An 18,945-nucleotide genomic window follows, 5' to 3' on the forward strand; every position below is an offset into this window, starting at 1 on the left:
AGGCGGGCCTGGCGTAGGTTCATCCGTGCACCTCGCTGGTGAAGGGGAAGCCTCGGAACTCCTCCTTCACTTAACCGCTCCTGGAGCGGTCGGCAAGGTGCTTTTTCTTTCCCGGACCACTTCTTACCGGCGAATCAAGGTTCCCGGCGCCCCTTCTCATTCCCCCCCAAATGATGCAGACTAAGCACTTGCCGCACCGGCCGTACGATCGAAGCGCTTCCATCCCAGGGAGTTGAATGAGCCAGCCCATCCACCTCGGCAGCGGGGAGGCCACCCCGGACCTCCACGGCGTCCGCTACTACCTCGAGACCTTCGGCTGCCAGATGAACGACTACGACTCGGGGGGGCTTTCGGCTCTCCTCGACCGCCACGGGCTGGTGTCCGTGGACGCGCCCGGCAAGGCCGATGTCATCCTGGTCAACTCGTGCAGCATCCGCGAGGCGGTGGAGATCAAGATCCTGGGCCGGCTCTCGCAGCTCGGTGATCACCGGGTGCGTGGCCGCGCGCGGCTTCTCGCGGTCATGGGCTGCATGTCCCAGCGCATGGGCGAGGAGGTCCAGCGGAAAGTGCCCACCGTGGACCTGGTGCTGGGGACCGAGGCCTACCCGCGCATCCCGGAGTACATCCGGCGGGGCATGAACGGGGGGGTGCGCGCGGTGGACCGCGCCCGGTCCGTCTCCGCGGAGCACCCGGTGCCGCCGGCGGCGCAGGCCGGATACCGCGCCATGGTCACGATCATGCGTGGCTGCGACAACCACTGCACTTTCTGCATCGTGCCCACCACCCGCGGTCCGGAGGTCAGCCGCCCCGCGGGGGACATCCTGCGCGAGGTCACCCGGCTGGCGGAGGGCGGGGTAAGCGACGTCACGCTCCTGGGCCAGAATGTGAATTCCTATCACTGGGGCGAGCTGCGCTTCGCCGGCCTGCTGCGCGTGGTCGCGGACGTGCCCGGGGTGCGCCGCGTGCGCTTCACCACCAGCAATCCGCAGGACATGACCCGCGACGTGCTGGAATCCGTGGCGGAGCATCCCCGCGTGGTGGAGCACATCCACCTCCCGGTGCAGGCCGGCAACAACCGCGTGCTGGAGCGGATGCACCGCTTCTACACCCGGGAGCGCTACCTGGACCTGGTGGACCAGGCCCGCGCGCTGGTGCCGGACCTGGCGCTGACCACCGATCTCATCGTGGGCTTCCCCGGCGAGACCGACGCCGAGTTCGAGGAGACCCTGGAGCTCTGCCGGCGCGTGGAGTTCGACACCTGCTTCGCGTTCAAGTTCTCCGCGCGCGCGGCCACGCCCGCCGCGGAGCTGGACGGGCAGGTGCCCGAGTCTGTGAAGACCGCCCGCCTGGCGCGGCTGCTCGAGCTGCAGAAGGGGATCACCGAGCGCCGCAGCCGCTCCCTGGTGGGCCGCCGCGTGGAACTGGCCCTGGAGAAGTCCCACCCGCGACTGCCGGGAACGCTCCTGGCGCGGACCCGCACCAATCGCACCGTGGCGGTGCCGGGCGCGCCGGAGGAGATCGGCTCCTACGCCTGGGGTGAAATCACCGAGGCTCGCGGGCAGGCCCTGTTCGGGCGCCGGGCGGAGGGGGAGTGAGCCGCGGACCGTTCGGCGCCGCCTGGGCGCTCCTGGGCGCCACGCTGGCCCTCGCCGCGCCCGTCCGGGCGCAGGCCCCGCGCCCCGCCACCGCCGTCGAGTTGCTCCGTGCGGAACAGCTGGCGCGCTCCGGCCGGCCCGCCGAGGCGCTGGCCCTCTACCGGCTGGTGGGCGAGAACGCCGCCACGCAGGAGCTGCGCGCCACCGGCTGGCTGCGCGCCTCGCGGATGGTGGGCGACGCCGCGGTGGCCGAGAGCAATCTCCGCCGCGCCGCGGAGGTGGACACCGCGGGAGTAACCGGGGCCCAGGCCCTCCTCGAACTGGGCCAGCTCTACTACGCCCGGGGCAATTACCGGGCCGCCGATCAGTGCCTGGCCCGCTGCCAGGTGCGCCTCTCGAAGACCCCGGACGCCCCGAGCGTGCTGCTGTTCCGGGCCCGGGTGGCCATGGGGCTCCGGGTGCCGGGGGAGGCGGCCGTGGCCTACGAGGCGGCCTCGCACGGCCGGCCACAGGCCCAGCGCGGACTCTACGGCTGGGGCCAGGCGCTGATGGCGGCAGGCAACTCCGCCCGGGCGCTGGAGTGCTTCGACCGTTACGCCGCCAGCTACCCGGCGGGCGACTTCCTGGCGGGCGCGCTGGCCGCGGCCGCGCGCAGCGGGGAACGTTCGGGCAAGCTGGATCGTGCCGCGGCATCGCGCGCCCGGCTGGGCCTGGCCGCCCCGGCGAGTTTCGAGGCCCAGGACCTGCCGCCCGCACCCGCCGGGATGAAGCCCCGGGCGGACGCGGCGCCACTCCCGCGCGGCGCGACCCGGCCGCAGGCGGAGGCGCCGCGGCCCGCGCGCCTGATTCCGCAGCCGCCGTCCGCTTCTCCGAGTCCCAGGCGAGAGGCGGCGAAGCCCCTGCCTGCCGCGCCGCAATCCGCGGCCAATGCCCGGGAGCCGTGGTACATCCAGCTGGGCCTCTTCTCCCAGTCCGCGAACGCCCGCACCGTGCTGAACCGCGCCCGTGCCGCCGGGCTCGAGGCGTCGCTGGACTCGGCCGGGACGGCCCCGGGCCGCTACCGTGTGCTCGGCTCCTCGTGGCCCACCCGCGAGCAGGCCACCGCCGCCGCGCGGCGCTACCAGGCGGCGGGGCTGCCGACGCAGCTCAAGCCCGGGGGACCCTGAGGTGGCCGCCGAGAGCCCGGTGATGGCCCAGTACCAGCGCATCAAGGCCTCCTATCCCGACGCGCTGCTGCTGTTCCGCATGGGCGACTTCTACGAGACCTTCTACGAGGACGCCCACACCGCCGCCGGGGTGCTGGGCATCGCGCTCACATCCCGCCAGAAGACCCGCGACGGAGAGTCCATCCCGCTGGCCGGCATCCCGTGGCGCACGCTGGACTCCTACCTGGCCCGCCTGCTGCGCGCGGGGCACAAAGTGGCCGTGTGCGAGCAGGTGAGTGACCCGCGCGCCGCGAAGGGCCTGGTGGACCGCGAGGTGGTGGAAGTGGTCACCGCCGGGACCGCGGTGGCCGAGGGCCTGGTGCCGGAGCGGCGCTCCAACTACCTCGCCTCGCTCCGCGTCGCGGACGGGCGCGTGGGCCTGGCGTTCGCCGACCTTGCCGGGGGCGAGCTGTGGCTCGGCGAGTGCGGCCCCGCCGACCTCGAAGCCGAGTGGCTGCGCTTCGCGCCGTGCGAGGTGATCGAAGTGGAGGGGGGAACCGGCGAGGTGGACCGGCTGGCCGGGCTGGGGCTGGCCTTCGCCCGGGTGCGCCGGCCCGCGGAGGACTTCGATCCCGGCCGCGGCATGGGGCTGTTGCGCGGGCGCGCCCCCGTGGAGGCCCCGGGGTTCGAGCCGCTGCAGGCGGCACTCGCGGCGCTCGCGGCCCTGGAGAGATATCTCGCGGAGCTGCACAAGAGCTCCTCGCTGGCGCTCGGCGAGCCGCGCCGGTTCGAGGCGCGCGAGTCGCTGCTGCTCGACGCCGCGGCCCGGCGCAACCTCGAGATCTTCGAAACCACCGGCGGGCTCGTCGAAGGCTCGCTGCTCAAGCACCTGGACCAGACCGTGACCGCCGCGGGCGCGCGGCACCTGCGGGGCATGCTGGAGCGGCCGTTGTGCCGGCCCGAGGCCATCCGGGAGCGGCAGGCGATGCTCGAGGCGCTGCTCTCCGAGCCCTCCAAGCTGCGCGCCCTGCGTGCGGAGCTCACGCCGGTGCCCGACCTGGAGCGGCTCCTGGGGCGCCTGGGGGCGGGCCGCTCGTCTCCCCGCGACCTGGGCCGGGTGCGCGACGCACTGCGGCGAATGCCCCGCGTGCGCGAGGCCACCGAGGCGGCGCCCTCCGCGCTGGGGCTGCTGCTGGCGCTGGCGCTCGCCCCGCCGGACGGGCTGCCGGAGCTTCTGGAGCGGGCGCTGGAGGAGGATCTGCCGCTGGTTCCCGGTGACGCGCCGCTGATCCGCGCCGGCCATGACCCGGAAGTGGACCGTCTGCGGGACCTGGCCCGCGGCGGCAAGGAGTGGCTCGGGGCGTTCGAGGCCCGCGAGCGCGAGGCCACCGGGATCGCGGGTCTCAAGGCCGGCTACCACCAGGTCTTCGGGTACTACCTCGAAGTCACCCGGCGGGAGCTCGAAAAGGTGCCCGCCCACTACGCCCGCCGGCAGACGCTGGCCAGCGCCGAGCGCTTCGTGACCGAGGAGCTCAAGGACCGCGAGCGGGAGATCCTGGCCGCCGAGGACAGTCTGCGCCGGCGGGAACAGGATCTCTACGAGGGCCTGCGCGCCGCGGTTCAGGAACGCGCCGCGACGCTGTTGCGCGCGGCGCGGGCGCTGGGGGAGCTCGACGCGCTGGCGTCGCTGGCGCAGGTGTCCATGGAGCGCGGCTACGCCCGGCCCGACGTGGACACCGGCCTGGGCCTGGAGATCACCGACCTCCGCCACCCGGTGCTCGAGGCGGGCATGCCGCCCGGGCAGTTCGTTCCCAACGACGTGCGCACCGACCCGGCCGACAACCAGATCCTGCTCTTGACCGGGCCCAACATGGCGGGCAAGTCCACCTACCTGCGCAGCGTGGGCCAGGCCGTGGTGATGGCCCAGGCGGGCTGCTTCCTGCCGGCGCAGGCGGCGCGGGTGGGGGTGGTGGACCGGATCTTCACCCGAATGGGCGCCAGCGACGACATCACCCGCGGCGCGTCCACCTTCTGGGTGGAGATGCGCGAGGTATCCACGCTGCTGGAGGAGGCCTCGCCGCGCAGCCTGCTGCTGCTCGACGAGGTGGGGCGCGGCACCAGCACCTACGACGGCATGAGCCTGGCGTGGGCGCTCCTGGAGCACCTGCACGAGACGCCGCGCCTGCGCGCGCGCACCCTGTTCGCCACGCACTACCACGAGCTCACCGACCTGGCCTCGACGCTGGCGCGTCTGCGGAACCTGCACTGCCTGGTACGCGAGTGGCAGGGGGGCGTGACGTTCCTGCGCCGCATCGTGCCCGGGGCGGCGAGCCGCAGCTACGGCATCGAGGTGGCGCGCCTGGCCGGGGTGGGAGAGCCGGTGCTGCGACGCGCCAAGGAACTGCTGCGGCTCCTGGAGCGCCGCAGCGCCTCGGCGGGGCTGCTGGGTGAGCCGGTGCAGCTCACCCTGTTCGACGCCCGCCGCCAGGACCGCGCGGTGCTCGAAGCGCTCGAGACCATGGAGATCGACCGCATGACCCCACTGGAGGCGCTGGCCCGGCTGCACGAGCTGCGCACGATCCTCCTGGAGGATGCCGCGGTGCCCCCGGCCCTGCCGGCTCCCGGGGACGCGCCGGTCCCGCTCCTGCCGACCCCAGCGGACGCGCCGGCAGTACCGCGCCCGGCCGCCGGGGATACGCCGAGGCCATGAACTCGGCGCGCGTCCTGGTGGTGCGGGAGGACAGCGCCGCGGTCGCCGCCGCGTTGCGCCTCGAGTTTCCGGAAGTCGAGTTCGCCGCGGCGCCCGTGGCGGAGGAGCTTCCCGACGGCACCCTCGAGCACGACGTCCTGGTCAGCTTCCAGCTGCCGGCCGCCTGGGTACCGAGGCTTCCGTGCCTGCGGTGGGTGCATTCCCCCGGCGCGGGCGTGGACCGGATCGTGGGCGCGACCGGACTGCCGCCCGGGGTGCGCATCACCCGCACCTGCGCCGACTTCGGCCGGCAGATCGGCGAGTTCGTGCTGGCGGCCTTGATGGACCACGCCACGCAGGCCCCGCGCTGGCGCGCCGCCGTCGCCGCGCGGCGCTGGGATCGCGACCGCCGCCCGCTGGCGTGCGGCCGCCGTGCGCTGGTGGTGGGCTTGGGAGACATCGGGGGCGCCGTCGCGGAACTGCTCCGCGCCGCGGGCTTCGAGGTGCACGGCGTGAGCCGCGGAGGGCGGGCCCACGCGGCGTGCGCCCGCGTCACCGCGATGGGCGGCCTCGACGGCGAGCTGTCCGAAGCCGACTACGTAGTGCTGGCGCTGCCGCTCACCCCCGGCACGTGCGGCATGTTCCACGCCGGGCGCCTCTCCCGGCTGCGCCCGTCCGCGGTGCTGGTCAACGTGGCCCGCGCGGAGGTGGTGGAGGAGGCGGCGCTGGCCGCCGCGCTGGATTCCGGCGCGCTCGCCGCGGCGTACCTGGATGTGCTCTGGCGCGAACCGCCGGCCGCCGCAGACCCGTGGTGGACGCGCCGCAACGTGACCCTGACCCCGCACATCGCGGGAGTGACCGAGACGGGAGCCCTGGTGACTGAATTCCGTGAGAACCTGCGCCGATACCTGCGCGGAGAACCGCTGCTCAACGAGGTGGACCGTGCGCTCGGGTACTAGCCTCGCGTGCGGCGCGACGGCCGGCCCCGCGGGCGGGGGCGCCACGCTCCGTGCGGCCGCGCTCCGGGCGGCCGCCCTCCTGCGAATCACGTTCCTGGGCGCGGCGCTCCTGGGGGTGGTGTCGCTGCCGGCGCCCGCGGCGCGGGCCGGCACGCCCGCGCCTCCGGCAGCCGTGCTCCGATTCGACCCGGCGCGCATGATCGGGGTGGACGAGCTGCGCCCCGGCATGACCGGCGTGGCGCGCACCGTGTTCCACGGCGACAGCATCGAGGAATTCGCGGTCGAGGTGTTGAGCGTCATCCGCCACGCCAGCAGCGACGGCGACATCATCCTGGTCCGCTGCCGGGGGGAGAAGGTGGAGCATACGGGCGTGGCCGCGGGCATGAGCGGGAGCCCGGTGTACTTCGGCGGGCGGCTGGCGGGGGCCATCGCGCTGGGCTGGCCCTTCAGCAAGGACCCGGTGGCCGGCGTCACGCCCATCGCACAGATGATCGAGGCCACCACGGTGACCGACGCGGCGCGGCGGATCGAGCTGGATCCGGGCCCCGCGCAGCCGGGCCGCCGGGGCACGCCCGCGCCGCTGTGGTACGGCCTCCGCGCCCGCTCGGCCGCGGCGGCGGCCCTCGCAGAGTCGTTGCTGTCCGGCCTGGGCGCCGCTGCCGTGGACGTGATGACATTCGCGCCCGCGGCGGGGGAGGCCGCCGCCGGTGACCGCCTGCTCCCCGGCGCGGCCGTGGGCATCTCGCTGGCATCCGGGGACCTCGACCTCACCGCCGTGGGCACAGTGACGCTGCGCCAGGGCGACCAGGTCCTGTGCTTCGGACATCCGCTGTTCTCGGCCGGGTCGGTGTCGCTGCCGCTCACCACGGCCTATATCCATACGGTGCTCTCCAGCCAGTACAGCTCCACGAAGATGGCCTCGGCGGGGGCAGTGGTCGGCGCGCTGACGGAGGACCGGGCCTACGCGGTGCGCGGCACCGTGGGTGCGACCGCCGACCAGGTCCCGGTGCGCCTCACGGTCCTCGACGACAACGGCTCCCGGCACCTCTTCGGCTACCGCGTCATGCGCCACCACGCGCTCACTGCCTCCCTGGTGGCCATGACCGTCGCCGACGGAATCGGCTCGCAGGCGGGCGGTCTGCCGCGACTGTCCGTCCCCTACCGCGCCACCGTCCACTTCTCGGGCGGGCGGGTGCTGCGGTGGGAGGACCAGCCAGCCGCCTTCGGCGGGGGCGGGCCGGTCATGGAGCCAGCGCGCGAGCTGGCCAGCCGGCTCTCGCTGCTGCTGAACAACGCGTGGTCCGAGGCACGCGTGGACTCCGTGAGCGTGGAGGCGGAGGTCCGGCCCGGGTTCTTCGGTGCCGCCGTGGACGGAGCGTGGCTGACGGGCGGCAGCGCGCACCCCGGCGAGCGCATCCACATCTCGGTGCGGCTGCGCCCGGAGCGGGGCGAACCTTTCGTGGAGACACTGGAGCTCCAGCTGCCGGGCTTCCTGCCGGCGGGCCGCTACCGGCTGCTGGTGGGGGACATGGACTCTCGCGTGGAAGCCGAGCGCCAGCGGGCGCCGGGCATGTTCCGTCCCGCCACGCTGGACCAGGCGCTGGACCTGCTCCGGCTGCGCGGCACGCGAGCCGCACTGTACGCCCAGCTGTACTCCGACGACACCGGCGTGACCACCCGGGGCACCGAGCTGCCCGCGCTGCCGGGCAGCACACTGGCCGACCTGCAGGACGGCCGGCCCGGGGGCGCACTTCTGCCGGTGCGCTCGCGCCGCTGGGCCGAGTGCGTGAAACCGATCGCCCGCACCCTGGTGGGGTCCGCGGACCTGGTCCTGAACGTGGAAAGAGAGGAACCCTGATGCGCCTCTGCATGGGATGGCTGTGCGCCGCGCTCCTGCTGGCCGCCGCGCCGGCCGGGGCGGCGATCACCCAGTACTGGACCCTCGAGACGCCCGAGGACTTCCTCAAGTGCAAGGGCCGGGGAGCGGCCCTGGGCGGCCAGGCGCGCGCCGAGGTGGGCCCCGCCGTGGATTCGCTCGGGGGCGCGGAGCCCATGGTGTGGGCGGTGGCCACGGGACCGGGCGGAGAGATCTACGCGGGCACCGGTCACGACGGTCGCCTGCTGCGGGCGCGCGGGTCCGAGGGGCTGCGGGAGTGGGCCAGCGCGGGCGAGCCTGAAGTCCTCTCGCTGCTTTCCGACGGACGCGGCGGGGTGTACGCGGGCACCGGGCCGCGCGGCCGGATCGTGCACGTGGACCGCGACGGCAAGGTGAAGCTCTTCTGCGAACTGCCCGCCAAGTACGTGTGGGCCCTGCTGGCCGACGCCGACGGCTCGATCTACGCCGCCACCGGCGCCGAGGGCAAGCTGTTCAAGGTGAGCGCCTCCGGCCAGGCCGAGGAGTACTGGGCCTCGCCGGCGGGCCACCTGGTGTGCCTGGCGTGGGGAGCGAATCACCGGCTGCTGGCCGGCGGGGAGGAGGACGGCATTCTCTACGAGGTCACCGGACGGGGCACCGGGCGGACGCTGTTCGACTCCGAGGAGAAGGAGATCAAGAGCGTCGCCGTCACCGCCTCGGGGGACATCTACGTCGCGGCGCTCAAGGTGGCGCTGGCGCCGCCGGGCGCTCCCGGCCCCGGCGGGGCCCCGGCGACCCCGATTCCGGGCGGCACGGAGAAGGCCGGCCGCTCCTTCGTCTACCGCCTGCTGCCCAACGGCGCGGCGGTGAAGGTGTGGGAAGGCCCGGGGCTGGTGCACTCACTCGTGGCCGCCGGCTCCCAGGTGTATGCCGCGGTGGGCGAACCGGCGCAGCTGTGGCGCCTGGACGCGGACGGTTCCGGGGTGCGGCTGCGCGAGTTCGAGCCGGCGTCGCTGCTGTGTGCCGCGCTGTCCGGAACCGACCTGGTGCTGGGGGCGGGCAACCCGGGACACGTCTACCGGGTGCGCACCGCGCGCGCCGCCGGAGCGTCGCTGGATTCTCCCACGCTGGACGGCCGGCGCGTGCTGCGCTGGGGCACGCTCGAGTTCGACGGGCGCGGCGCCACCGACATCCGCTTCCAGGTGCGCAGCGGCAACTCGGAGACGCCCGACCGCGGCTGGAGCGGCTGGGTTCCCTGCCGGCCCGGCACGGCGGTCCCCGCGCCGGAGGCCCGATACCTCCAGTGGCGGGCCGAGCTGCACGGCGGCGCGACGCTGCGGCGCGTGCGGGTGGCCTATCGCGAGCAGAACCTGCCACCCGAGATCCGCTTTGTACAGGTGCTGCCGCGCGAGCCCAAGGCGCTGCTGAGCCCGCCAGAGGGCGGCTCGGTGACCCAACTGCTGCCCGGCGGCATCAAGGTGGACTACTCGCTCCCCCGGCAGAGCCTGCGCGCCACCAGCTTCGACGTGGCCGCGTGGGCCCGGGGCATCCGGCACATCCGCTGGGACGCCGCCGACCCCAACACCGACCCGCTGCGCTATACGCTCGAGTACCGCGCCCTGGGCGAGGCCCGCTGGCTGCCGCTGGCTTCCGACCTGGAGGAGCCCATGTACGCATGGGACACCACGTCGCTCCCGGACGGCGAATACGAGGTCCGGCTCTCCGCCTCGGACAGTACGCTGAACACCCCCTCGGAGGCGCGGGTGGTCTCGCGCGTGGCCGAGCCGTCCACCGTGGACCACACCTCGCCGCGCTGGCAGGGGCTGACCGCGGAGCAGCACGGCGACCACATCGAGGTGCGCGGCGCGGCGCATGACGACCTGAGCGCCCTGGTCTACCTGGGCAGTTCGCTGGACGGCGGACCGTGGATGCTGGTCGAGCCTGCCGACGGCGTCCTGGACTCCCGGGACGAGACGGTGCGTTTCACGATGTCGGCGCCCTCCACGGCCGGGCACACGCTGATGCTCAAGGCCGTGGACCTTGCCGGGAACGTCGGGACCGCCTCGCTCCGGCTGAGGTAGGGGCGCAGGGGGGGAGTTGTCGCGAGCACCGCTGGCGACCTGGATCGCGGCCCTGGCCACGCTGGCCTGGGCCGCGGTCTTCTCGCGGATCCCCGACTGGCCGGGGCACCTGCGCACGTTTCAGCTCACAGCCTTCGCGCTCGCCGGGGTGCAGGCCTGGGCGGCCCTGGGCCACGGGCGGCTCCATGGCGGCGCGCATGCGCCCGCGCCGGGCGGGCGAGCCGAGGCGCTGGTGTTCTGGGGCGTGGCGCTGGCCGCTACCTGTGGGATGCCCAGGTGTGGCGCGCCGGCATCAACCCGTTCCGGTTCACCCCCCTGGATCCGCACCTGGCCGCGCTGCGCGCGCTGCACCCGGACATCTTTCGCGGCATCAACTACCCCGAGCTGCCCACCATCTACCCGCTCACCTCTCAGTTGACCTTCCTGTTGGCTTCCTTCGTGGCGCCGGGGGTCACCGGCCTCAAGATCGCGCTGTGCGCCGCGGAGATCGTCGGGCTGGGCGTGCTGCGCCGGGCGTTGCGCCGCGCCGGCCGGCCGGCGTCGTGGGCGATCCTGGCCGCGTGGCATCCCCTGGCGCTCTCGGAGACTGCGGCCAACGGACACGTGGATGCGGTGGGAGGGCTGTTCCTGCTGCTGGCCGCATGCGGCGCGGCGCGATGGCCCCCGGTCTCCCCGGGAACCCTGGCGGACGAATCCGCGCGACAGTCTTCCAAGCGAAGCGGGTGGCTGCATCCGATCGGCATGGCCGCCGCGCTGACCGCCGCCGCACTCACCAAGTGGAGCGTGCTGGTGGTGCTTCCCGCGCTGCGCCTGACGTGGCGAACGTGGATTGCGCTGGTGCTGCTCACCGTGGCGGGCGCGGCGGTATTCATCGCGCCGGGGGTCAATCCGTTCTTCTCGCTCGGCCAGTACGTGGAGCGGTGGCGCTGGAACGACTCCCTGTTCTGGCTGCTGATGCGCGCGGCCGGCGACCTGCGGATCGCGAAGGTGATCGCCGCACTGGCGCTGCTCGCGTGGGTGCTCGGCGTCTCGCGGCGCGAGCGCCGGCCGGACTGGGCCGCGCGCTCGGCTTTCGGTGCGCTGTTGCTGCTCGCGCCCACGCTGCACCCCTGGTACCTGCTCTGGATCCTGCCGCTGGTGGCCTGCTCGCCGGAGCCGGGGTGGCTGTGGCTGCTGGCGACGTTGCCGCTGTCGTATGGACCATTCCCTCACCGCCTCGCGGAAAAGCAGGAGGATCTCACGCTGGGGCTGCGCCTGGTGGAGTTCGGGCCCGCGTTCGGGTGGTGGGGCTGGGTGTGGGCCCGGCGGGCGTTGAGCGCGTGGAGCCGGGCGGGCAAGCCCCTTCGCGGCCCAGGCCCTCGCCCGACCCCGCCTTCCATTTGATCCGGTGCGCGCCGTGAACCTAGCCGGAAACCTCGGTCATCCTGAGGATCTTCACCGGCTTCACCGGACGGTGCATGCCCCCCGTCACGGTGATCACTTCCACGTTGTTGATCTTGTCCACGGTCTCCATGCCGTCAACCACGCGGCCGAAGAGGTTGTACTTCTTCGGCAGGCTGCCGATGAGGTCCGCGGTGCACACGAAGAACTGGCTGCCGTTGGTGTTGGCGCCTGAATTCGCCATGCACAGGGTGCCCTTGGTGTACTCGTCCTTGACCGGCTCGTCTTCGAACTGGTAGCCCGGGCCCCCGGTGCCCCACGTGTTCGGGTCGCCGCTCTTGGTGTTGGGGTCGCCGCCCTGGATCACGAAGCCGCGCTCCACGCGGTGGAACAGGATGCCGTCGTAGAAGCCCTGCTTCACCAGCTTCCGGAAGTTCGCCACGGTCTTGGGCGCCTTCTCGGGGAACAACTCCACCACCATGTCGCCCATGCTCGTCTCGACCCTCACCTTCGGGTGCACCACGGTCTTGGCGGCAGCGTGGGTGGACTTCTTCTTCTTCTTCGTGCGGGCCTCCGCGGTGCCCAGGGACACCAGGGCCAGGCCCAGGATGGCGAGGGCGGCGATTCTCATCAGGCGACGGGTCATGCGTCCTCCTCCCAGGGTGTTATCTGGAGTAAGTCGGAAAGTTTGCAGGGGTCTCCAAAGCGCGCGTAGGGTAACAACCCAGCCCCGCGGGGGTCAAGGACCGCCCGGCGGGCGTCCCGGCCGGCTCCATCCCAGCACGATCATCCGGCCGGTGGCCCCGTGATCGCGGCGGTGGGAGAAGAACAACTCCCGGGCGCAGGAGGTGCAGCGGCCGTCGGCGCGAATGCGGCTGGCGGGCACGCCCAGCGCCGACAGTTCGGACCGCAGCGCGGCCCCCAGGTCCAGGCTGGAGCGGTCGCCCCGCCGCGGGGCGCAGAAGCGGCCCGAGAATGCCGCCACCACGTCGGGACCGACCTCGAAGCAGCACGGTCCCAGGTGCGGGGAAATCGCGGCGTGCACCTCTGTGGCGGGCACGTTCATCGCGCGGAGCAGCGCCCCGGTCACGCCAGCGGCGGCCCCGCGCCAGCCGGCATGGGCCAGGCCGAGGCGGCCGGTCGGGGGGTGCGCCAGTGCCACGGCGGAGCAGTCCGCCACCCGGATGCCCAGGGCCGGGCCTGTCCGCCCGGTCCACAGGGCGTCCGCTTCGCCGGCCCGACCCGGCCTCCCGACCTCCAGGGCCAGGGAGCCGTGCACCTGCGACACCAGCGCCCAGCCTTCCGGCCCGCCGGGCCCTTCCGGGCCCAGGGCGTCCGCGAGCCGCCGGGCATTCCGGAGGACGCGTTCGGCCGAATCCCCCGTGGAGGTTCCGTGGTTCTGCGAATCCCAGGGCGCGGGGCTCTCCCCGCCGGCGCGCGTGGACACCACGGCCCGAAAGGGAGGCGGCAGCTCGAGCTCAAGAAACATGGGCGGGGCATCCATGGCCGCCACCTTGTCCGGCCGCGCCCCGGCCGTCAAGGGCCCCGCCGGGCCATTGACGGCCGGGCGCGCCTGACCTACAGTTTGCGTGATTTCAACCATTTCGAGGCTCAGGGGCGTTCCACGGGCGGGCCGCCGGACGGCGGAATCCCAAGGCCGGATGTTCGCGCCTCGGCGCGAGCCCGGCCTTTTTTGGAGCGCGCTTCCAGGGCCCATCGGGGGAGGTGTACTTGCAGCGCAAGACCGTCGCGCGGGCGCAGGCCCGGACCGGGCGGGTCCAGAAGCCCCTGGTCGCCGTGATCATGGGCAGCGCCCACGACTGGGAAGTCCTGCGCCCCGCCACCGAGGTGCTCTCGGAGCTGCGCGTCGCCCACGAGACCAAGGTGATCTCCGCGCACCGCGCCCCGGACGCATTGGCGGAATACGTGGACGCCGCCGAGGCGCGGGGCATCCGTGTGATCATCGCCGGAGCGGGCGGTGCCGCGCACCTGCCCGGCACCGTCGCCGCGCGGACCACGCTGCCCGTGCTGGGGGTGCCCGTGCCCGCGGGATCGCTGGGCGGGCTCGACGCGCTGCTCTCGATCGTGCAGATGCCCCGCGGCATCCCGGTCGGGACGCTGGCCATCGGGGGCGCCGGGGCGGCCAATGCCGCGCTGCTGGCGGCCCAGGTGCTGGCCCTGTCCGACCCGGCGCTGCGCAAGCGGCTCAAGCAGCACCGCGAGCGTCAGACCGCCCGCGCGCTGCGCGCCCGGCTGTAACCGGCGCGGGCCCGGCCCGCCGCCATGTGACCATCGGTCCATTCGACGTCAGATCCTGAATCCGCAGGAAGGAGCGCACGATGTCCCAGGCCGCACCCGGAAAGAAGACCCCGATCACCGTCGCCAGGGGGGACGGCATCGGCCCCGAGATCATGGCCGCCACGCTGCAGATCCTCGACGCGGCCGGCGCCAACCTCGAGTACGAGTTCATCGAGGTCGGGGAAAAGGTCTACCTCAAGGGGATCACGCAGGGCATCGAGCCTTCGGCGTGGGAGTCCATCCGGCGCACCCGGGTGTTCCTCAAGGCCCCCATCACCACGCCGCAGGGCGGGGGCTACAAGAGCCTCAACGTCACCACCCGCGTGAGCATGGGCCTGTACGCCAACGTGCGCCCGTGCGTGGCGTACCACCCGTTCGTGGGCACCAAGCACCCCGGGATGAACGTGGTGATCGTCCGTGAGAACGAGGAGGACCTGTACGCCGGCATCGAGCACCGCCAGACCGAGCAGGTCACGCAGGCGATCAAGCTCATCAGCCGCCCCGGCTCGGAGAAGATCGTCCGCTACGCCTTCGAGTACGCACGCCGCAACGCGCGCAAGAAGGTGACGGTGTTCATGAAGGACAACATCCTCAAGCTCACCGACGGGCTGTTCCACCGGGTGTTCGACGAGATCGGGGCCGAGTATCCCGAGATCGAGAAGGAAGCCTGGATCGTGGACATCGGCGCCGCCAAGCTGGCCGACACGCCGGGAGCGTTCGACGTGCTGGTGATGCCCAACCTCTACGGCGACATCCTCTCCGACGTGGCGGCCCAGATCGCCGGCTCGGTGGGCCTGGCGGGCTCGGCCAACATCGGCGAGACATGCGCGATGTTCGAGGCCATCCACGGCTCGGCGCCGCGCCGCGCCAATCAGAACCTGGCCAACCCCTCCGGCCTGCTCATGGGGTCGGTGATGATGCTGGTGCACCTGGGGCTGAACGAGGCCGCCGAAAAGGTGCACAACGGCTGGCTCAAGACGCTCGAAGACGGCGTCCACACCTACGACATCTTCAAGGACGGGATCAGCCGGCAGAAGGTGGGTACACGCGAGTTCGCCGACGCGGTGTGCGCGCGCCTGGGCCAGAAGCCCGCCACGCTCAAGGCCGTGAGCTACGGCGCCGGCAGCAGCCAGCCGCGCGCCACCTCGGCCGCGGCGGCGCGCCCGCCGGTGAAGAAGGAGCTGGTGGGGGTGGACGTGTTCCTGGACCGCAAGAGCGAGACCCCGGCGGCCCTCAGCGCGGCCATGCTGAAGCTCGCCGGCGAGCTGGAGCTGTCGCTGATCAGCAACCGCGGGGTGAAGGTGTGGCCGGACGGCCCGCCCGAAGCGTTCTGCAGCGATCACTGGCGATGCCGCTTCCTGGGCAAGGGCGGGGCACCGGTGACTCACGCCCAGATCCTGGCGCTGCTGGGCCGCGTGGCCGGCGGCGGGTACGATTTCATCCAGACGCAGAACCTCTGCAAGTTCGACGGCCTGGCCGAGTACTCGGCCGTGTACGGTTCTTGAAGCCATCCGCCGGCCCCGGGGCGCGGCCCCCGGCGCGTGAGCGCCGGGGGCCCCGGCCTTGCCCGAGCCGTACGGGTCTGGGATACTCCGTGCGATTCCGTGTCACCACAAACCCGGCGAAACCCGCCAATCCCGGAACATCAGGAGGAAGTGTGAACAGGGGAGCCTGGATTCTCCTCGTCGTCCTGTCGTGCGCCGCGCTCGCGGCGACCGCGGCCCCGAGACCGAACGCGCCCGCGAAGGGCACCGCCGCCCCCCCGACGGGCGCCCCGCCGGCCCAGCCGGTGGCGCGCGCGCTCCCGCCGCTGGCCACGGTGAACGGGGACGCGATCGACCCCCGGGACTTCGAGACGCTCCTGCGGAGCTACCTCCAGCAGGCCCAGGCCACCGCGGCCCAGCGCAAGGACAAGTTCGGCAAGACGGAGGCGCGCATCGTGGCCGCCAACGTGCTCGGCGGACTGATCAACGACCGGATCTGGGTCCAGGAGGCCCGGCGCTCCGGGATCCGGGTGGACACCGCCTCCGTGGACGCGCGCATCAAGGGGGATCCGTTCTTCATCACCAACGGCAAGTTCGACGCCGCCAAGTGGCAGATGTTCAAGGTCAGCCCGCAGTCGAACTACCCCGACGTGTACCGCCGCGCGCACGACATCGTGATGGTGGACAAGCTGCGTGAGGCGCTGGAGAAGCGCTTCGCGCCCACGGAAGCCGAGGTGCGGGCGGAGTATCTGCGACAGAACGAGCGCCACCGGATCCGCTACGTGTGGATGCGCGAGGACAAGTCGCTGCTGGAGCCGGCCCCGGGCCGCGCGGAGGTGGAGGCCTACTACAACAGTCACCTCGAGGAATTCAGGGTCGCCGAGAAGATCGACCTCATGTTCGCCTGTTACCGCGTCGGCACGCCGCACGACACCTCCTGGGAGCAGAGCCGCGCGCACGCCGAGGAGCTGCTGGCGCGCCTGCGCCAGGGTGCCGCGCTCGACTCCGTCTCGGCCGCCGGCGCGGCGCAGTTGAATACCGGCCCGACCGAGCGCGGCCAGACCATGCCCATGCTCAAGCACGGTCCCTCGCTGACGGACAGCCTCTTCCGGCTGGCGCCGAAGCAGCCCTACGAGCGCGTGGTGCTGGGCAGCGAGGGCTATGGCGTGCTGGTGCTGGGCCAGCGCCACGAGGCCTACGTGCGCCCGCTGCGCGAGGCGTGGGCGGCCAGCTTCCGCTCCGCCCAGCTGGTCCACAAGAAGCAGGACGACGAGCGGGCGCAGCTGGCGCAATACAACGCGACCCCGGCCCGCTACCGGGTCCCCTCCGCGCGCGTGCAGCTGCTGTACTTCGACCCGCGCGTGCTGACGCCGCAGGCCCCTCCGGGCCGGCCCGCCCTGGAGGCCCTGTACCGCGAGAAGCAGGCCGCCTTCACCGCGCCCGACTCCTCCGGAGCGCCGCGCACACGGACGTTCGCCGAAGTGGAGAGCCTGCTGGTCCGGATGTACCCCGACTGGATGGGGGACTCCCTCGCCGCCGCGGCCGCCCGCGAGGCCTTGGGCCGCGCGCTCAAGGGCAAGGATGTCTTCTCCAAGCCGCCCGCGGGCGCCGTGCTGCGCGAGTTCCTGCACGTGCTGCCCACCACGGACGATTCGCTGCTCACGCCCACGGTCATTGACTCGTTCCTGGTGACGCCGGCGGGCGGCGTTAAGAGCGTCTACGCCGCGCTGCGCGGGCGCCTGGTGTTCCGGATCATGGAGCGTGACACGGCGTACCTGCCTCCGCCCGACGCCATCCGCGACCGGCTGCGCTACGACGTGGAGGAGGGCCGCAAGGCCCGCCGCGAGGCCGCCGCCAAGGCGTACTACGAGGCCCATCGCGGCGAGTTCAAGGGCGAGAACCAGTACGTGCTGCAGTACTTCATGCTGCCATCCGTGGACCAGTCGGAGCTCAATCTCTCCGACAGCGACCTGCAGGCGTACTACCGGGCCCACATCCGCGACTACACCAGCGAAGGCCGCGTGCGCCTGCAGCTGGCGGTGTTCAACCTGCGGCCGGATGCCCGGCCCGAGGACGCGCGCCGGGTGATCGCCCGCGCCGACAGCATGGTGATGCTGGCCCGCCGCGGGGAGGACTTCGGCCAGCTCGTGGTGCGCTACTCCGAGGACCGCGCCACCGCCGCGCGCGGCGGGGACGTGGGTTTCCTCACCCGGGCCACCCTGGGCGACACCGCCGTGGCCCGCGTGGCCTTCGGGATGAAGTAGGACGAGGTGTGGTGACCCCCCTGGAGCAGATCAAGGACAAGGCATTCCGGGCCATGGTCCTGGAGCGAAGCGACTCCCTCACCCGGAAACTCGCCAACGACATCATGCAGCGCGCCCGGGACCGGGCGGCGCTGGAGGCCGAGGCCGGCAAGCTGGGCAACGCACTCACCCCGAGCCCCGCTTTCGAGCTCACCGACGACGTGCCGGCTCTGGGGCGCCTGGTGGAGGCCAAGACCGAGCTGCCCCAGATGAAGCCCGGGCAGGTGGGCCGCAACGCCGCCAAGACATTCGGGGGCTACGCGGTCTGGATGCTGGACCAGGTCCTGCCGCCCGAGCCGCGGCCCTACGAGCGCGTCCGGCCGCAGGTGACCCAGAGGCTGGAGAAGGACTCCATGGACGTGCTCCTGCGCGGCCGGGTGGATACGCTGATGACGCGTCTGAGGTGGACCGACAACCTGGGCGACGCCGCCTACGATCTGGGCACGGTCCGCGACAGCGATCCGTTCGTGCGCGGCTTCTTCATCTCGGGCCTCGGGGCCGCCTCGCTGGTGGACAGCTTCATCGCGACCGCCAAGCCGGGCCAGATCTCCGGGACCCTGAAGCACCCCTCGGGCGGCTACGTGGTGGCGCAGTACCTGGGCGCCGACCCGGTGGACGCCAAGGACCTCGAAGCCCGCCGCCAGCAGATTCGCGAGACGCTGGTGCAGAAGCCGGAGGCCATGATGCTGGCGGAACTCCGAAGGAAGGCCCGGGTCCGGATCTTCCGGCCCGAGCTCAAGGACGCCTGGAACCCGTCCCCGCAGGGCGGGAGCCCCGCGGCCGGGCGGCCGGCGCCGTGACCGTCAGCCACGCGCATCCGGCCACCGGCCCGCGCGAGCGGGTCGCCCTCGTGGGCCTGGGACCCGACTCTCTGGACCTGATCCACCTGGTCCGCGAGCGCGGCGGCGAAGTGTGCCTGGTGGCGGACCCGGACCCCGGCTCGCGCACCCATGCGCTGGCCGCGGTCTTCCGCGTGCCTTCCACGCAGGAGCTGGAGCGCGTGGAGGAGTCGGGCTGCGACCTGCTGGTGCTCCCGGACGAGGCGTTCGCGGCGGACACCTGGCAGGCGCGCTGGAACGCAGCCGGCCTGCGCTGCCTCACGGTGGAGCAGGCGTGGCGCCATTTCTCCGAACCGGAGATCCACGCCCCCGCGGGG

General features: G+C 72.9%; 14 protein-coding genes. 12 read left to right on the plus strand and 2 right to left on the minus strand.

The window, feature by feature from the left end; all coding sequences use genetic code 11:
- Window positions 1–236: 236 nt before the first annotated feature.
- From miaB to HZB25_05410, 7 genes are all read left to right on the plus strand, one after another.
- Window positions 237–1,595, plus strand: coding sequence for a tRNA (N6-isopentenyl adenosine(37)-C2)-methylthiotransferase MiaB (gene miaB / locus HZB25_05380; GenBank protein MBI5836658.1), 1,359 nt, complete (start codon window positions 237–239; stop codon window positions 1,593–1,595).
- Window positions 1,592–2,761 (plus strand): SPOR domain-containing protein, encoded by a 1,170-nt coding sequence (locus HZB25_05385; protein MBI5836659.1) that lies wholly within the window; start codon window positions 1,592–1,594, stop codon window positions 2,759–2,761. Before miaB ends, HZB25_05385 begins: the two co-directional genes overlap by 4 nt.
- A 1-nt stretch (window position 2,762) precedes the next feature.
- Window positions 2,763–5,450, plus strand: a complete 2,688-nt coding sequence (gene mutS / locus HZB25_05390; GenBank protein ID MBI5836660.1) for a DNA mismatch repair protein MutS — start codon at window positions 2,763–2,765, stop codon at window positions 5,448–5,450.
- Window positions 5,447–6,388: a D-2-hydroxyacid dehydrogenase gene (locus HZB25_05395; GenBank protein MBI5836661.1), complete on the plus strand. Its 942-nt coding sequence runs from the start codon at window positions 5,447–5,449 to the stop codon at window positions 6,386–6,388. Before mutS ends, HZB25_05395 begins: the two co-directional genes overlap by 4 nt.
- A complete protein-coding gene (locus HZB25_05400; protein MBI5836662.1) occupies window positions 6,372–8,246 on the plus strand; it encodes a hypothetical protein in 1,875 nt (624 codons plus the stop codon). Before HZB25_05395 ends, HZB25_05400 begins: the two co-directional genes overlap by 17 nt.
- On the plus strand, window positions 8,246–10,324 hold the full coding sequence (locus HZB25_05405) for a hypothetical protein (protein MBI5836663.1): 2,079 nt from the start codon (window positions 8,246–8,248) through the stop codon (window positions 10,322–10,324). Before HZB25_05400 ends, HZB25_05405 begins: the two co-directional genes overlap by 1 nt.
- A gap of 276 nt (window positions 10,325–10,600) precedes the next feature.
- Window positions 10,601–11,707: a hypothetical protein gene (locus HZB25_05410; GenBank protein ID MBI5836664.1), complete on the plus strand. Its 1,107-nt coding sequence runs from the start codon at window positions 10,601–10,603 to the stop codon at window positions 11,705–11,707.
- 19 nt (window positions 11,708–11,726) lie between these two features.
- Here the strand turns inward: HZB25_05410 and HZB25_05415 are convergent, their stop codons facing one another.
- Together HZB25_05415 and HZB25_05420 are read right to left on the minus strand one after the other, a co-directional pair.
- Window positions 11,727–12,335, minus strand: a complete 609-nt coding sequence (locus HZB25_05415; GenBank protein MBI5836665.1) for a peptidylprolyl isomerase — start codon at window positions 12,333–12,335, stop codon at window positions 11,727–11,729.
- 108 nt (window positions 12,336–12,443) lie between these two features.
- Window positions 12,444–13,193 carry a laccase domain-containing protein gene (locus HZB25_05420; GenBank protein MBI5836666.1) on the minus strand — a complete coding sequence of 250 codons (750 nt, stop codon included), beginning with the start codon at window positions 13,191–13,193 and terminating at the stop codon, window positions 12,444–12,446.
- A gap of 314 nt (window positions 13,194–13,507) precedes the next feature.
- Here HZB25_05420 and purE point away from each other — a divergent pair, with 314 nt between their 5' ends.
- The 5 genes from purE to HZB25_05445 form a co-directional block, all read left to right on the plus strand.
- A complete protein-coding gene (gene purE, locus HZB25_05425; GenBank protein ID MBI5836667.1) occupies window positions 13,508–13,963 on the plus strand; it encodes a 5-(carboxyamino)imidazole ribonucleotide mutase in 456 nt (151 codons plus the stop codon).
- A gap of 80 nt (window positions 13,964–14,043) precedes the next feature.
- Window positions 14,044–15,507, plus strand: coding sequence for an NADP-dependent isocitrate dehydrogenase (locus HZB25_05430; protein ID MBI5836668.1), 1,464 nt, complete (start codon window positions 14,044–14,046; stop codon window positions 15,505–15,507).
- A gap of 152 nt (window positions 15,508–15,659) precedes the next feature.
- Window positions 15,660–17,750: a SurA N-terminal domain-containing protein gene (locus HZB25_05435; protein ID MBI5836669.1), complete on the plus strand. Its 2,091-nt coding sequence runs from the start codon at window positions 15,660–15,662 to the stop codon at window positions 17,748–17,750.
- Window positions 17,751–17,761: 11 nt separating this feature from the next.
- Window positions 17,762–18,589 carry a hypothetical protein gene (locus HZB25_05440; GenBank protein ID MBI5836670.1) on the plus strand — a complete coding sequence of 276 codons (828 nt, stop codon included), beginning with the start codon at window positions 17,762–17,764 and terminating at the stop codon, window positions 18,587–18,589.
- Window positions 18,586–18,945 (plus strand): hypothetical protein (locus tag HZB25_05445; GenBank protein MBI5836671.1); only part of this gene is annotated, 360 nt, incomplete at its 3' end. The genes HZB25_05440 and HZB25_05445, both read left to right, overlap by 4 nt.

Source organism: Candidatus Eisenbacteria bacterium (genome assembly GCA_016235265.1).
Lineage (GTDB): Bacteria > Eisenbacteria > RBG-16-71-46 > RBG-16-71-46 > JACRLI01 > JACRLI01.

Coding starts and splice junctions, on each gene's coding strand:
- HZB25_05420 (MBI5836666.1), bottom strand. CDS start 13,193: ATGTTTCTTGAGCTCGAGCTGCCGCCTCCCTTTCGGGCCGTGGTGTCC.
- HZB25_05395 (MBI5836661.1), top strand. CDS start 5,447: ATGAACTCGGCGCGCGTCCTGGTGGTGCGGGAGGACAGCGCCGCGGTC.
- purE (MBI5836667.1), top strand. CDS start 13,508: ATGGGCAGCGCCCACGACTGGGAAGTCCTGCGCCCCGCCACCGAGGTG.
- miaB (MBI5836658.1), top strand. CDS start 237: ATGAGCCAGCCCATCCACCTCGGCAGCGGGGAGGCCACCCCGGACCTC.
- HZB25_05405 (MBI5836663.1), top strand. CDS start 8,246: ATGCGCCTCTGCATGGGATGGCTGTGCGCCGCGCTCCTGCTGGCCGCC.
- HZB25_05415 (MBI5836665.1), bottom strand. CDS start 12,335: ATGAGAATCGCCGCCCTCGCCATCCTGGGCCTGGCCCTGGTGTCCCTG.
- HZB25_05430 (MBI5836668.1), top strand. CDS start 14,044: ATGTCCCAGGCCGCACCCGGAAAGAAGACCCCGATCACCGTCGCCAGG.